Source organism: Streptomyces sp. NPDC002784, assembly GCF_053592135.1.
Genome location: NZ_JBSFVD010000053.1, coordinates 1 through 16,332, shown reverse-complemented (window position 1 = coordinate 16,332; position 16,332 = coordinate 1). Strand labels below are relative to the sequence as shown.

At 75.0% G+C, this 16,332-nt stretch carries 3 protein-coding genes; all 3 read right to left on the bottom strand.

The genetic code is table 11. The features are described from left to right. Window positions 1-1,898: type I polyketide synthase (locus ACWD1Z_RS35195; protein WP_451124624.1), on the bottom strand; the 1,898-nt coding region annotated here is incomplete at its 3' end. Window positions 1,899-1,909: 11 nt separating this feature from the next. Beyond that, window positions 1,910-12,157, bottom strand: coding sequence for a type I polyketide synthase (locus ACWD1Z_RS35190; RefSeq protein ID WP_451124622.1), 10,248 nt, complete (start codon window positions 12,155-12,157; stop codon window positions 1,910-1,912). A 29-nt stretch (window positions 12,158-12,186) separates the two neighbouring features. Continuing rightward, on the bottom strand, window positions 12,187-16,332 hold a 4,146-nt coding region (locus ACWD1Z_RS35185), incomplete at its 5' end, for an SDR family NAD(P)-dependent oxidoreductase (RefSeq protein ID WP_451124620.1).

The following is a 16,332-nucleotide window of genomic DNA, read 5'->3' as shown; positions in this document are numbered from 1 at the left end:
GCCCACAGCACCGGCTGGACCATGTCCACCCGTTCCATCCAGGCGTCGTCGTCTCCCTTGAGCACCTCGCTCAACGACCAGTCCACATACGGCCCAAGCGCCGCCTCGCACTCAGCAATCCGTGCCGCGAACACCGGCGAGGAATCGAGCAACCCCCGTCCCATCCCCAGCCACTGCGACCCCTGCCCCGGAAACACGAACACCGGCGCACCCGACGCCACAGCCGTACCCGACACCGTGTTACCCGCGACAGCACCCGCGGCCAACGCCTCCAGCCCAGCCGTCAGTTCGGCTCGCTCCCGCCCCCACACCACCGCCCGATGCTCCAGCGCCGACCGCGAAGCCCACAGACTCCACCCCACATCCACCGGCTCACCCGACACCCCCGCCAACCGCCCCGCCTGCGCACTCAACGCCCCAGCGGTCCGCCCCGACACCAACCATGGCACCACCGCCGACCCCGACAACCCCTCCGGCCCCGAAGCCACCACCGGCCCCGGCTCGGCCTCGGCCGGCGCCTCCTCCAGGATCACGTGCGCGTTCGTCCCGGAGACGCCGAAGGACGACACCGCGCCCCGGCGGGCCCGGTCGCCCTGGGCGACCCACTCGCGGGGCTCGGTGAGCAGGCGTACGTCGCCGGAGGTCCAGTCGACGTGCGGGGTGGGCTCGTCGACGTGGAGGGTGCGTGGGAGGACGCCCTCGCGGAGGGCCATCACCATCTTGATGACGCCGGCCACACCCGCGCAGGCGCCGGAGTGGCCGATGTTCGACTTGATCGACCCGAGCCACAGCGGCCGGTCGGCGTCCCGGCCCTGGCCGTAGGTGGCGAGCAGGGCCTGCGCCTCGATCGGGTCGCCCAGTGTCGTTCCGGTGCCGTGGGCCTCCACCGCGTCCACGTCGCGCGGGGTGAGGCGGGCGCTCTCCAGGGCCTGCTGGATGACGCGGCGTTGGGCCAGTTCGCTGGGGGCGCTGAGGCCGTTGCTGGCGCCGTCCTGGTTGGTGGCGGAGCCGCGGATGACGGCGAGGACGCGATGGCCGTTGCGGCGGGCGTCGGAGAGGCGTTCCAGGAGGAGGACGCCGACGCCCTCGGACCAGATGGTGCCGTCGGCGTCGGCCGCGAAGGCCTTGCAGCGGCCGTCGCGGGCGAGGCCGCGCTGGCGGCTGAAGCCGATGAAGCCCGACGGGGTGGGCATGACGGTGACGCCGCCGGCGAGGGCGTAGTCGCACTCGCCGTTGCGCAGGGCCTGGACGCCGAGGTGGGTGGCGACGAGGGAGGAGGAGCAGGCGGTGTCGACGGTGACGGCGGGGCCTTCCAGGCCGAGGACGTAGGAGACGCGGCCGGAGACGACGGCGGTCATGTTGCCGGTGACGAGGAAACCCTCGATCTCCTCGGGGACGGAGTCGAGGCGTGCGGCGTAGTCGGAGGCGACGGCTCCGGCGAAGACGCCGGTGCGGGTGCCGCGCAGGGCGGCGGGGACGATACCGGCCCGTTCGATGGCTTCCCAGGAGGCTTCGAGGAGGAGCCGCTGCTGCGGGTCCATGGCCAGCGCCTCGCGCGGTGAGATGCCGAAGAACTCGGGGTCGAAGTCGGCGGCGTCGTGCAGGAAGCCGCCCTCGACGACGTAACTCTTGCCGTAGGCGTCGGGGTCGGGGTCGTACAGGTCCTCGTCCCAGCCCCGGTCGGTGGGGAAGGGGGTGATGCCGTCGACGCCGTCGGAGACCATGCGCCACAGTTCCTCGGGCGATGCGGCGCCGCCGGGGAAGCGGCAGGCCATGCCGACGATCGCGATGGGGTCCTGGTCCTTGGCCTCGAGTTCGCGCAGCCGCTGCCGGACCTGGGAGTAGTCGGCGGTGACGCGCTTGAGGTATTCGCGGAGCTTGTCTTCGTTGGTCGGCATCTCGGTTACTCCTAGGCTCCAAGCTCGCGGTCGATCAGGTCGAACATCTCGTCGTCGGTGACGGAGTCGAGGGCGGTGTCGTCGATGACGCCCTCGCCGGGGCTGTCGCCCGTGGGTGTGGTGTTGCCGGTCCATCGCCAGAGCACGGACTGGAGCCGCTTGACGACGCGGGCGCGGGCGGCGTGGTCGGTGAGGTCGGTCTCGACGGCCGCGAGGGCGGTGTCGAGCCGTTCGATCTCGGCCAGGACGCGGTCGGTGCGGTCGGTGGCGGGGCCGCTGTCGGCCAGGCGCAGCCGTTCGTCGAGGTGGGCGGCGAGGGTGGCGGGGGCGGGGTAGGTGAAGACGAGGGTGGCCGGGAAGTCCAGGCCGGTCTCGGCGCCGAGGCGGTTGCGGAGCTGGACGGACATCATCGAGTCGAAGCCGACTTCCTTGAACTGCCGTTGGGCGTCGACGGCGTCCGGGGAGTCGTGGCCGAGGACGGCGGCGGCTTCCCGGCGTACCAGGTCGGTGAGGTGGCGGAGGCGTTCGTCGGCGGTGAGGCCGGCGAGCCTGGTGAGGAGGGCGTCGCCGCCGTCCGGGTCGGTGCCCTGGGCCGCGCCCGCGGCGCCGCGGCGGCGGGTCGGGCCGGCGGGTACGAGTTCCCGCAGTTCCGGGGGGAGGGTTCCGGCGGCGGCGTGGCGGCGCAGGTCCGTCGGGTCGAGCCGGGTGGTGACGAGCGGCGGCAGGCTGAGGTGGAGGGCGGCGGCGAGGACGCGGGCGCCGGACGGGGGCACGGCTTGGGGAGCGGGGTCCGGTTCGGGTGCCGCGGGTGCCTTCGTACGGCGGTCCCAGGGGGCGCTGGTGACGAGGGCGACGGGGAGTCCGGCGGCGTGGCGGTGGTGGGCCAGGGCGGTGAGGCGGGCGTCGGGTGCGGCGGCGAGTACGGCGAAGGCCTGGAGGGCGCGGTCCGCGGTCAGTTCGTGCAGGTGGAGGGTGGTCGTGGGGTCGGCCGCGGTGTCGACGACGGCGGTGAGCGGTTGCTCGGCGGGCAGGGTGTCGAGCAGTCCGGCGAGCCAACCGCGGTCGGTGGGGTCGCCGGTGGCCCGTCGCAGGGTCACCCCGTGGCTGCGGAGCAGGTCGCCGTCGAGGGCGGTGGTCAGTTCGGTGAGGGGGTCGGTGGCGGGGGCGGCGACGAGCAGGGTACGGACGGCGCGTTCGGTCACCAGGTGGTGGGCGAGGGCCGCGGCGGGGGCGCCGTCGCCTGCGGCGGTGAGCAGCACGGTGCCGTTCAGGGGCGGGTGTTGCTCGGTGGTGGGCAGGGGCAGGCGGCGGGCGCGCGGTACGAGGAGTGTGCCGTCGCGCAGGGCGAGGGCCGGTTCCGCGGCGGCGTGGGCGGTGCGCAGGGCGTGCGGCAGGTCCGGGTCCGGGGCGGCGTCCAGGTCGAGGTGGACGACGCGGCCGGGGTGTTCGGCCTGGGTGCGGCGGACGAGGTGGTGGACGGCGGCGCCCGCCGGGTCGGTCGCGGCGGTTCCGGAACCCTGGGTGGCGACGCCTCCGCGGGTCACGACGGCCAGCCGGATGTCGGTCAGTCGTTCGTCGGCGAGCCAGCGGTCCAGGAGGGCCGCGGCACGGTCCTCCTCGGCGTGGATCGCGGGGGCGGGGGCGGCCGGGTCGCGGGTGGCGGCGGGGAGCAGGACCCACTCCGGTGCGGGTACGCCCGCGTCGAGGACGGCGAGGAGGCCGTCGAGGTCCGGGTGGTCGCTGACGGGGTGGCCGCCGTCCTGGAGGGTGGCGGCGAGGTCGAGCGGGTCGTCCCCGAGGACGGCCCAGGTGGCGAACTCGTCGCCGGGCAGGGTCGTTTCCGGCTCGGTCAGCGGGGTCCACTCGATGTGGAGGAGGGCGTCGTCGGTGGTGGCCGCGGCGGCGAGCTGCTTGGCATCGACGGTGCGCTGGACCAGTGCGGCGACCTCGGCGACGGTACGGCCCGCCGGGTCCGCGAGCAGGATCCGGGTGCTGTCGGGGCCCGCGGGGGTGAGGCGGACGCGGAGTTCGGTGGCACCGGTGGCGTGCAGGCGTACGTCGGTCCAGGCGAAGGGCTGCCGCAGGGCGGTGGTGCCGGGGGCCGGGGCCGGGGCGATGGTGCCGGACGCCGGGGCCGTGACCCCGGAGGCCGAGGCCGCAGCGGTGACGCCGGACGCCGGGGCCGTGGCGGTGGGCTCGGTGGGTTGCGTCAGGCCGCCCGCGTGGAGGGCGGCGTCGAAGAGGACGGGGTGGAGGCCATAGCGCTGGGCCTCGGAGCGGAGTGCGTCGGGGAGGGCTACGTCGGCGTAGATCTCCTCGCCGAGCCGCCAGGCCGCGCGCAGGCCGCGGAAGGCGGGGCCGTAGCCGTATCCGGCGGCCTCGGCGGAGTCGTAGAAGCCGGTGGCGTCGAGGGGTTCGGCGCCGAGCGGCGGCCAGGCGGTGAGGCCCGCCGGTTCCGGTTCGGTGCCGGTCTCGGGGCGTACGACTCCTTCCGCGTGGCAGGTCCAGGGCTCGTCGTCGGGGCCGCTCTCGGGGCGGGAGTGGATCGCGACGGTGCGTTCGCCGTCGGCGCCCGGGGCACCGACGGTGACCTGGAGCCGTACGCCGCCCCGCTCGGGCAGCACCAGCGGGCTGCGCAGGACGAGTTCGCGCAGGTGGCCGCAGCCCGCTTCGTCCCCGGCGCGGACGGCGAGCTCGGTCAGGGCCGAGCCGGGGAGCAGCGCGGTGTCGAGCACCCGGTGCTGGCCGAGCCAGGGGTGGCCGTGGGCGGCGAGCCGGCCGGTGAGCAGCAGGGTGTCGTCGTCGGCGGGGTGGACGACGGCGCCGAGCAGGGGGTGGCCGGTGTCGGTGAGGCCCAGGCCCGAGGGATCGCCCGTGGCGCCGGCGAGGGCGGTGAGCCAGTAGCGGCGTCGCTGGAAGGGGTAGGTGGGCAGGTCGACGCGGCGTGGGGCGCGGCCGGTGTGCAGGGTGGTCCAGTCGATGTCGGCTCCGGCGGCCCAGAGGGTGGCGGCGGCGGTCGCGAACCGGTCGGGTCCGCCTTCGTTGCGGCGGAGGGTGCCGGTGATGGCGGCGGACCGGTCGGCGGCGGCGACGGTTTCCTCGATGGCGGCGGTGAACAAGGGGTGCGGGCTGACCTCGATGAAGGTGGTGTGGCCGAGGTCGAGCGCGGTCTCGACGGCGGTACGGAAGGCGACCTGCTCGCTCTGGTTGCGGTACCAGTAGGCGGCGTCCAGGGCGGTGGGGTCGTAAGGGCCGCCGGTGACGGTGGAGAGGAAGGCGGCGCGGGCGGGCCGGAGTTGGAGGGTGCCGATGGCGGCGAGCAGGTCCTCCTTCATCTCCTCCATGTGGGGTGAGTGGGAGGCGTAGGAGTGGGCGACGCGGCGGCACCAGACGCCGTCCGTCTCCAGCTCGGCGATGAGGCCGGCCAGCGCCTCGTGGGTGCCGGCGACGACGGTGGAGGAGGGTCCGTTGACGGCGGCGACGAAGAGCGTGCCGTGCCGGGCGGCCAGCCGCGCGGTGATTCCCTCGGCGCCCTCGGCGACGGACACCAGTCCGCCGCGTTCCTGGAACGGCACGACGAGCGCCGCGCGGGCGGTGCTGATGCGGGCGCCGTCCTCCAGGCTCAGCGCCCCGGCGACGACGGCGGCGGCCAGTTCGCCCTGGGAGTGGCCGATGACGGCGGAGGGCGTGACGCCGAGGGCCTCCCAGACGGCGGCCAGTGAGATCATGACCGCCCAGAGCACGGGCTGGATGATCTCGACGTGCTCGGTCCACTCCGCCCAACGGGAGCCCGGCGCGGGGCCGTTGAGCAGGTCGGTGAGCCGCCATTCGACGTACGGCGCCAGGGCCGCCTCGCATTCGGCGACGCGGGCGGCGAAGACGGGGCTGGTGGCGAGGAGTTCACGGCCCATGCCGAGCCACTGCGAGCCCTGTCCGGGGAAGACGAACGTGACACCGCCGGCGGAGGTGGCACGCCCGGCGACGACGAGACCGGCGGCGTCGGTGTCCGCCGAGGTGCCGCGCGTCTGGGCTTGCGTATCCGCCGCGAGGGCGCGGGCGGCGCCCAGGAGGGCGGTGCGGTCCCGGCCGAGGAGGACGGCGCGGTGTTCGAGTGCGGCGCGCTGGGTCAGCAGGGCGTAGGAGACGTCCGCCGGGTCGTCGTCACCGGAGGCCAAGTGGTCGGCCAGCCGGGCGGCTTGGGCGCGCAGCGCGTCGGCGTCGCGTGCGGACAGGGTCCACGGCGGGGGCCCGTCCCGCCAGACCGGCTCGCCGGAGCGGGGCGGCCGTACGGCACCGGCCGCGTCCTGCGGTTCCGGCGCCTCCAGGATGACGTGCGCGTTGGTGCCGCTGATCCCGAAGGAGGAGACGCCCGCGCGGCGGACCCGGCCCGTCTCCGGCCACGGCGTCGGCTCGGTGAGCAGGGCGACGTCACCGGCGGTCCAGTCGACGTGCGGGGTGGGCTCCGCGACGTGCAGGGTGCGCGGCAGGACGCCCTCGCGCATGGCCAGCACCATCTTGATGATGCCGGTGGCCCCGGCGGCGGCCTGCGTGTGGCCGAGGTTGGACTTGACCGAGCCGAGCCACAGCGGCCGGTCCGCGTCCCGGCCCTGACCGTAGGTGGCGAGCAGCGCCTGTGCCTCGATGGGGTCGCCGAGGGTGGTGCCGGTGCCGTGCGCCTCGACGGCGTCGACGTCGGCGGGGGTGAGTCCGGCGCCGTCGAGGGCGGCCCGGATGACGCGCTGCTGGGAGGGGCCGTTGGGGGCGGTGAGGCCGTTGGAGGCGCCGTCCTGGTTGATCGCGCTGCCCTTGACGACGGCGAGGACGCGGTGGCCGTTGCGGCGGGCGTCGGAGAGCCGTTCCAGGAGCAGCATGCCGACGCCCTCGGCGGGGGCGAAACCGTTGGCGTCGGAGGAGAAGGCGCGGCACCGGCCGTCGGCGGACAGCCCGCGCTGCCTGCTGAACTCCAGGAAGATGGAGGGCGAGGGCAGGACGGTGACACCGCCGGCGAGCGCGAGCGAGCACTCGCCGCTGCGGAGGGCCTGCGCGGCGAGGTGCAGCGCGACCAGCGAGGAGGAGCAGGCCGTGTCGACGGTGAGCGCCTGGCCTTCGAGACCGAGCGTGTAGGCGACCCGGCCGGAGGCCACGCTCGCGGAGTTGCCGATGCCGAGGAAGCCCTCCAGGTCCTCCTGTCCGGGGCCGTAGGCGCCGGCGTAGTCGAAGGCGACGAGGCCGACGAAGACACCGGTCCTGCTGCCGCGCAGGCTGTGCGGGTCGATCCCGGCCCCTTCGATGGTCTCCCAGCTCGATTCGAGCAGGAGCCGCTGCTGGGGGTCCATGGCGAGGGCTTCGCGCGGCGAGATCCCGAAGAACCCGGCGTCGAAGGTGTCCGCGCCGGTCATGAAGCCGCCCGCGCGGCCGTAGGTGCTGCCGGGCCGCTCGGGGTCGGGGTCGTAGTAGTCCTCGATGTCCCAGCCGCGGTCGTCGGGGCAGGGCGTGATGGCGTCGCGGCCCTCGGCCAGCAGTTCCCACAGCGCTTCGGGCGAGTCGACCCCGCCGGGGAGCCGGCAGCCCATGCCGATGATGACGACCGGGTCGTCGTCGAGGTCGCCGCCCGGCCCCGTGGCCGTTGTCGCGCTGCCGCTCTCCTCCGTCTCCGGCAGGAGGTGGGTGAGGAGGTGGCGGCTGAGGGCGGTGGTGGTGGGGTAGTCGAAGACGAGGGTGGTGGGCAGCCGCAGCCCGGTGTGGGCGATGAGCCGGTTGCGCAGGTCCACGGCGGTCAGCGAGTCGAAGCCCAGCTCCTTGAACGGCCGTTCGGGGTCGACGCGTTGGGCGGAGGCGTGCCCGAGTGCCCCGGCCACATGGCCGCGTACGACGTCCACCACGGCCCGTTCCCGGTCGCGGGCGGGCAGCGTGGCGAGCCGGGCGGCGAGGTCGTCGGCGTCGGCCGTACGGTCCCCGCCGGCGGCCCGGTCGGCGAGGGCCCGGCGCGCGTCGGGGAGGTCGGCGAGCAGCGGGCTGGGGCGGTTGCCGGTGAAGGCGGTGGCGAAGCGGTCCCACTCCACGTCCAGTACGGCGACGGCGCCGGCGGGATCGGTGCCGCCGAGCACGGCCCGGCGCAGCGCGGCCACGGCGCGCGCGGGGTCCAGCGGCACCAGGCCGGCGCGCCGCACCCCGCTCTCCACGACCTGCTCCCCCGCCATGCCCGCTCCGGCCCAGGGCCCCCAGGCGACGGAGGTGGCGGGAAGCCCGGCGGCGCGGCGGCGCGCGGCCAACGCGTCCAGGGAGGCGTTGGCGGCGGCGTAGGCGGCCTGGCCGAGGGTGCCGACGGTGCCGGAGACGGAGGAGAACAGGACGAAGGCCGACAGCTGGTGATGTGCCGTCAGTTCGTGGAGGTGGTGGGCGGCGGCCGTCTTCGGGCGCAGGACCCGGCGCAGTGCGTCCTCGGTGAGGGAGGCCGCCACGCCGTCCTCGACGATTCCGGCGGTGTGGACGACGGCGGTGAGCGGCAGTTCCTGCGGGATGCCGGCCAGGACCTCGGCGAGCCGGTCCCGGTCGGCGGCGTCGCATGCGGTGACCGTCACCTGGGTGCCCGCGGCGCGCAGTTCGGCGGCGAGGGCGTCGGCGCCGGGCGCCTCGGGCCCCCGCCGGCTGAGCAGCAGCAGATGGTCGGCGCCCGCATCGGCGAGGGACCGGGCGATGTGGGCGCCCAGCGCGCCGGTACCACCCGTGATCAGGACGGTGCCACGCGGCGGCCACTCCCCCGCCTCCCGAGTGCCACCGGTCGCCCGCACGAGCCGCCGGGCCAGCAACCCGGAGGAGCGCACGGCGAGTTGGTCCTCGCCGTCGGCGCCGCGCAGGGCGGAGGCGAGCAACCGGCCGGTCCGCTCGTCCAAGGTCGCGGGCAGGTCGACGAGACCGCCCCACAGATCGGGCAGCTCCAGCCCTACGACCCGGCCCAGCCCCCAGAGCGAGGCGCCGCCCGCGTCGGGCGCGGCGTCGGAGGGCGCGGCACTGACGGCACCCCGGGTCGCGCACCACAGGGGCGCGTCGGCCCCGGCGGCGGTGAGGGCGTGCAGCAGGGCGACGGTGGCGGTGACGGCGGGCGCGAGCCCGTCGGCGTCGGGGGTGAGGGCGGCGGGGTCGCAGCCCAGGAGGGAGAGCACACCGGTGTACGGGGCGTCCTGGGCGGGCCGTTCGGCCCAGTCCGTGCCGGTGAGCGGAACGGTCAGGGTGACCGGCTCGATCCCGGCCGCGGTGAGGGCGGCCAGGACGGCGGCCTGGAACGCCGGATCGGCGGGGGCCTCGGGAACGGCGACGAGCCAGCGCCCGGCGGCCGTAACCTCCGTACCGGTCACGGGCTTCCACGTCACCGTGTAGCGGAGTCCGTCGACCGCACTCCGTTCCCGCCGACGCCGACGCCAGGCGGCGAGCGCGGGCAGCGCCTCGCGCAGAGCGGCATCCGTACCGTCGTGACCGGCGTCCACCGCCTCCGCGACCGCGACGGCGTCCTCCCGCTCCACGGCCTCCCAGAACCGGATCTCCTCGGGGTCCTCGGGTTCCGTTGCGGGGGTGCCGGTTGACTCCAGCCAGTAGCGCTCGCGTTGGAAGGCGTAGGTGGGCAGGTCGACGCGGTGCGGGTTGCGGTCCGCGAAGAGGGCGGCCCAGTCGACATCGACGCCGCTCGCCCACAGCCGGGACACGCCCTGCGTGAACGTCTCCACCTCGTCATGGCCGCGGCGCGTGGCCGGGACGAACAGCCCGTCGACGCTCTCGGCACCCATCGCGGTGAGCGTGGCGTCGGGGCCCAGCTCCAGGAACTTGTTCACCCCTACGCCGGCCAGCCACGCCATCCCGTCCGCGAAGCGCACGGTCTGACGGACGTGCCCTACCCAGTACTCGGGGGTGCGGATCTCCTCGCCCGCCATCCGGCCGGAGAGGTTCGACACGACCGGGATGCGGGGCTCGGCGTAGTCGACGCTCGCGGCCACCTCGGAGAAGTCGGCCAGCAACGGCTCCATCAGGGAGGAGTGGAAGGCGTGCGAGACCGCCAGCCGCCGCGTCTTGACTCCGGCCGCCGTCAGTCGCTCCCGCACCTCCTCGATGTCCGCCTCGGCTCCCGAAACCACCACCGACGTGGGCCCGTTGACAGCAGCGACGTCAACCCGGTCCGCAACAACGTCCTCGACACCGGCCTGCACCGCGAGCATCGCCCCACCCTCGGGCAGCGCCTGCATCAACGAACCCCGAGCCGCGACCAGACGACAGGCGTCCTCCAGCGAGAACACCCCCGCCACATACGCGGCAACCAACTCACCGATGGAATGCCCCATGACGAAGTCCGGGCGCACACCCCACGATTCGGCAAGCCGATAGAGGGCCACCTCCACCGCGAACAGCCCGGCCTGCGTGAACACGGTCTGGTCCAGCAGGTCGGTGTCGGTCGTCAGCACGTCCGCCAGCGACCCGGGCAGCAGCCCCTCGAACCCGGCGCAGACCTCGTCCAACGCCCGCGCGAAAACCGGGAACTCAGCCGCCAGCTGCGCCCCCATCCGCGCCCGCTGCGACCCCTGCCCCGTGAACAGCACCGCCAGGCGGCCGTCCACCGTCCCACCGGAGGACTCCACCGAGCCCAGCCCCGCCGTCAACTCCGCACGGTCCCGCCCCCACACCACCGCCCGATGCGCCAACCCGGCCCGCCCGGTCGCCAGCGACCACCCCACATCCACCGGATCCAGCCCGGCGACCACCCCCGACAACCGCCCGGCCTGCGCCACCAGCGCCTGCGCCGAACCGGCCGACAACACCCACGGCAACACGCCACCCACCCGAGGCGCAGACTCAACCGCCTCCGCAACCTCCGGCGCCTGCTCCAGCACGACATGGGCGTTCGTTCCGCTGATCCCGAAGGCCGACACGGCAGACCGGCGTGGACGGCCCGTCTCGGGCCAGTCGATGCCTTCGGTGAGGAGTTCGACGGCGCCCGCCGTCCAGTCGACGTGCGAGGTCGGCTCGTCGACGTGCAGGGTGCGCGGCAGCACCCCCGCCCGCATCGCCATCACCATCTTGATGACACCCGCGACACCGGCCGCGTACTGCGTGTGCCCGATGTTCGACTTGACCGACCCCAGCCACAACGGCCGCTCCGGCTCGCGGCCTTGGCCGTACGTCTCCAGCAGCGCGTGGGCCTCGATCGGGTCGCCCAAGGTGGTCCCGGTGCCGTGTGCCTCGACGGCGTCGACGTCCACGGCGGTCAGCCCGGCGTTGTCGAGCGCGGCTCGGATCACGCGCTGCTGCGACGGCCCGTTGGGCGCCGTGAGGCCGTTGGACGCGCCGTCCTGGTTGATCGCCGTACCCCGCACCACCGCCAGCACCTGGTGGCCGTTGCGCTGCGCGTCCGACAACCGCTCCAGCAGCAGCACGCCCGCGCCCTCGCCCCAGCCCGTGCCGTCCGCGGACGCAGCGAAGGACTTGCAGCGGCCGTCGGCGGCCAGCCCGCGCTGACGGCTGAACTCGACGAAGGTGAACGGGGTGGGCATGACGGCGGAGCCGCCCGCGAGGGCCATGTCGCACTCACCGTTGCGCAGCGCCTGGACGGCCATGTGCAGGGCGACCAGGGAGGAGGAGCAGGCCGTGTCGACGGTGACGGCGGGGCCCTCGAAGCCGAAGGTGTAGGCGACGCGGCCGGACATGACGCTGGAGGTGCTGCCGGTCAGCGCGTATCCCTCCGCGCCCTCGGGGAGGCGGGCGCCTCCGATGCCGTAGCCGGAGTGGCCGCCGCCGACGAAGGTGCCCACCGGTCGGCCGCGCAGTCGGGCCGGGTCGATGCCGGCCCGTTCGAGGAGTTCCCACGACGTCTCCAGCAGCAGCCGCTGCTGCGGGTCCATGGCCAGCGCCTCGCGCGGGGAGATACCGAAGAGGTCGGCGTCGAAGTCGGCGGCGTCGTGGAGGAAGCCGCCTTCGCGGACGTAGGAGGTGCCCGGGCGGTCCGGGTCGGGGTCGTAGAGGGTGTCGAGGTCCCAGCCGCGGTCGGCGGGGAAGGCGGACATGGCGTCCGTGCCCGTCTCCACGAGGCGCCACAGGTCCTCGGGCGAGCGGACGTCGCCGGGGTAGCGGCAGGCCATGGCGACGATCGCGATGGGCTCCCGGGCGGCCGCCAGGAGCTGCCGGTTCTGCTTGCGCAGCCGTTCCGCCTCGGTCAGCGAGGCGCGCAGGGCGGCAACGACCTTGTCGTTCTTGTCATTTCCGTGCGCGGTGGTCATGTCGCCTCCGTCTTCTCGGGTCTGTCGTCTCAGGAGTCGGAGCCGGCATCCCCGAGGGCCATCCGGACGAGGTCGTCGACCTCCATGTCCGCGATGGCTTCGGTGGTTCCGTCGTCGTCGCTGGGGGTGTTCGGTGCGGTTTCGACCCGGGCGAGCCGCAGCAGCGTCTCGGCGAGGCCCGCCTCGCGGAGGCGGTGGAGCGGGATGGCGGCGAGCGCGCGGCCGAGTTCGGCGTCCCCGGTCTCCTGGTCCGGGACGGCGGGTCCGGCGGTGGTGTCGGTGTCCGGCGCGACCTTGGCGAGGAGGTGCCGGCTGAGGGCGAGCGGGGTGGGCTGGTCGAAGACCACGGTGGTGGCGAGGCGGACGCCGGTGGCGGCGCCGAGCCGGTTGCGCAGTTCGACCGCGGTCAGGGAGTCGAAGCCGAGGTCCTTGAAGGGCCGGTTGACCTCGACGGCCCGGGTGCCGGTGTGGCCGAGGACCGCGCTCGCGTGGGTGCGGACCAGGTCCAGCAGGTGGTGCTCGCGTTCGGGGGCGCTGAGTCCGGCGAGGGCGGCGGTGAGGGCGGCGGCGCCGTCCGCGGCCGAGCGGGTGTCGGCGGCCCGGCTCCGCCCGCTGACCTTGACCAGGGCGCGGAACAGGGGGCGGACGTCGGCGGTGGTGCGGGCGCGGGCCCGCATCAGGGGCAGGTCGAGCCGGACGGGGAGGACCAGGGTCTCGTCCAGCCGGCGGGCGGCGTCGAAGAGGGCGAGGCCGGTGTCGCTGTCCATCGGCTTGACCAGTCCGTTCTGGCGGGCCCGGTCGGCGGCGGTGCGGTCGAGGTGGCCGGTCATGGCGCTGGCCTGCTCCCACAGGCCCCAGACGAGGGAGAGGGCGGGCAGTCCCTGGGCGCGCCGCTGGTGGGCGAGGGCGTCCAGGAAGGTGTTGGCGGCGGCGTAGTTGGCCTGTCCGGCGCCGCCGGCGATCCCGGCCGCGGAGGAGTAGAGCGCGAACAGGGCGAGGTCGCGGTCGCGGGTCAGCTCGTGCAGATGCATGACGGCCTCCGCCTTGGGACGCCACACCTGGGCCAGGGTCTCGGGCCCGTGCGCGGCGAGCACACCGTCGGCCAGGACCCCGGCGGCGTGGACGACGCCGGTGAGCGGATGCGCGGCGGGTACGGCGGCGAGGGCGCGGGCCAGTTGCTCGCGGTCGGCCGTGTCGCAGGCGACGATCTCCGCGGTGGCGCCCAGCTCGGCCAGTTCGGCCCGGAGGTCACCGGCGCCGGGGGCGTCCGGTCCCTGCCGGCTGGTGAGCAACAGGTTCCGTACGCCGTGCCGGGCGACCAGGTGGCGGGCGAGGAGGGAGCCGAGGGTGCCCGTGCCGCCGGTGATCAGGACGCTGCCGTCGGGGTCGAGGACCGGCGGCATGGTCAGGACGACCTTGCCGGTGTGCCGGGCCTGGCTGATGTGCCGGAACGCCGCCGGGGCCCTGCGGACGTCCCACGTGGTCACGGGCAGCGGCCGGAGCGCTCCGGTGGCGAAGAGCCGCAGGATGTCGGTGAGCATGTCGCCGATGCGGTCGGCCCCGGCGTCGGCGAGGTCGTAGGCCGCGTAGGAGACACCGGGGTGGTCCTCGGCGACGCGGGCGGGGTCGCGCCGGTCGGTCTTGCCCAGCTCCAGGAACCGGCCGCCGCGCGGCAGCAGGTCGAGGGAGGCGTCGACGTACTCGCGGGCCAGGGAGTTCAGGACGATGTCGGCGCCGGAGCCTCCGGTGGCCGACTTGAACGTGTCGCGGAAGTCGAGGTCGCGGGAGGAGGCGATCCGTTCGTCCGGCAGCCCGAGCCCGCGCAGCGCCTCCCACTTGGCGGGGTGGGCGGTGGCCAGGGCGGTGGCGCCGAAGTGCTGGGCGAGCTGGATCGCGGCCATTCCGACGCCGCCCGCGCCCGCGTGCACCAGGACGGTGTCGCCCTCCTTCAGGGAGCCGAGGTCGACCAGGCCGTAGTACGCGGTCAGGAACGCCACCGGCACGGACGCCGCCTGCTCGAACGACCATCCTTCGGGTACGGGGGCCAGGACCCGCTGGTCGGTGACGGCGAGCGGGCCGAGGGCGCCGCCCATGAGGCCGAGGACCCGGTCGCCGGGGGCGAACCGGGTGACGCCGGGCCCGATGTCGGTGACGACTCCGGCGCCCTCGCTGCCCATGACGGTCTGGCCGGGGACCATGCCGAGACCGATCAGGACGTCGCGGAAGTTGACGCCCGCGGCACGGACGCGGACCCGGACCTCTCCGGCGGCGAGCGGCGCGGTGGCCTCCGGATACGGCAGGAGGGTCAGCCCGTCCAGGGTGCCGGAGGCGGCCGTGTCCAGCCGCCAGGCGGCGCCCGGGGGCGGGACCAGGGCGTCCGATCCTCCGGGGCGCACCAGCCGGGACACCAGCGGGGTGCCCTCGCGCACGGCGACCTGGGTCTCGTCGGCCGCCAGGGCGGCGGCGAGCGCCGCTGCGACGGCGGCGCCGTCGGGTTCCTCCGCCGGGTCCAGGTCGAGCAGGAGGAAGCGGCCCGGGTTCTCCGACTGGGCGGAGCGGATCAGGCCCCAGGAGGGCGCGGCGGCGAGGTCGGTGAGGTCGGCGTCCCGGCCGGTGGAGACGGCGCCCCGGGTCACGACGGCGAGCCGGGAGTCCGCCAGCCGCTCGTCCGCCAGCCACTCCTGGGCGAGGGCGAGGACGTCCGCGGTGACCTGCCGAGCCGAGTCGGCCGGGAAACCGGCACCTGGGGCGGGCGGCGACCAGAGAACCGCCTCGGGGGCCGGCGCGCCCGCCTCGACGGCCGCCAGCAGCGCCGCCAGATCGTGGTGCGCGACCGCGCCGGAGGGCAGCGGCACCGTGTCGCCGAGCACCGCCCAGCGGTCCGCGCGTATGCCGTCCGGCACCGGCACCGGGATCCAGTCGACGACGAAGAGGGAGTCGGCCTCCGGCGCCTCGGAGGCGGCGAGTTGGTCGGCGGTGACGGTCCGCAGCACCAGTGAGTCCACGGCGGCCACGGGAGCGCCGGTCACGTCGGCGACCTGAACGCTCAGGGAGTCCTCCCCGGCCGCGGCGATCCGCACCCGCAGCCGCTCGGCACCGCCCGCGAACAGCGAGACACCGGTCCAGGCGAACGGCAGCCGCAGCGCGGCCGGTTCGCCGCCGAAGGAGCCGAAGCCGATGGCGTGCAGGGCGGAGTCGAGCAGCGCGGGGTGAACGCCGAAGCGGGCCGCCGCCGCATGCTCCTCCTCCGGCAGGGCGACCTCGGCGAAGACCTCCTCGCCCCGCCGCCAGACGGCCCGCAGGCCCTGGAAGGCGGGCCCGTAGCCGTATCCCGCGGCAGCGGCCGTCGGATAGAAGGCCGACACGTCCACCGCCTCGGCGCCGGGCGGCGGCCAGGCGGTGAGGTCGATCGCGGCAGCCGGATCGACCGGCTCCTCACTCACCAGCCCTTCCGCGTGCCGGAGCCACGGATGGTCGTGCTCGGCCCCCTCGGGCCGGGAGTAGACCGCCAGTTCGCGAAGGCCGCCCTCGTCCGGCGCTCCGACGACCACCTGGACCTGCACTCCCGAGTCCGCGGGGACGACCAGGGGCGCGTGCAGGGTGAGTTCGCCGAGGTGCCCGCAGCCGACCTCGTCCCCGGCGCGGATCGCCAGCTCCACGAACCCGGTACCGGGCAGCAGGACCGTCCCGGCGACGGCGTGGTCGGCGAGCCAGGGGTGGGTACGGGTGGAGAGCCGCCCGGTGAGCACGACCCCGCCGTCCGCGGCGAGGCTGACGGCGGCACCCAGCAGCGGGTGATCGGTGGCGGCCAGCCCGGCGCCGCTGACATCGGCGGTGGTTGCGCTGGACTCCAGCCAGTAACGCTGGTGCTGGAAGGCGTACGGGGGCAGGTCGACGCGGTTGACGGGGCGCCCGGCGTAGATGGCGGACCAGTCGATGTCGGTGCCGTGGACCCAGAGTTCGGCGGCGCTCGCGAGGAAGCGGGCGTTCTCGTCCTCCTCGCGGCGCAGGGTGCCGACGACGGTGACCGGCTGTTCCGCGGCCTCGGCGATGGCCTGCACGCCCATGGTCAGCACGGGGTGGGCGCTGACCTCGATGAGGGTGGTGCTGCCTTGTTCGAGGGCTACTTGGACGGCCTCGGTGAAGCGCACCGGCTGACGCAGGCCCTCGTACCA

Bases quoted from the DNA above. Each gene is read 5' to 3' on its own strand.
- ACWD1Z_RS35190 (WP_451124622.1), bottom strand. From the start codon at position 12,157: ATGACCACCGCGCACGGAAATGACAAGAACGACAAGGTCGTTGCCGCC.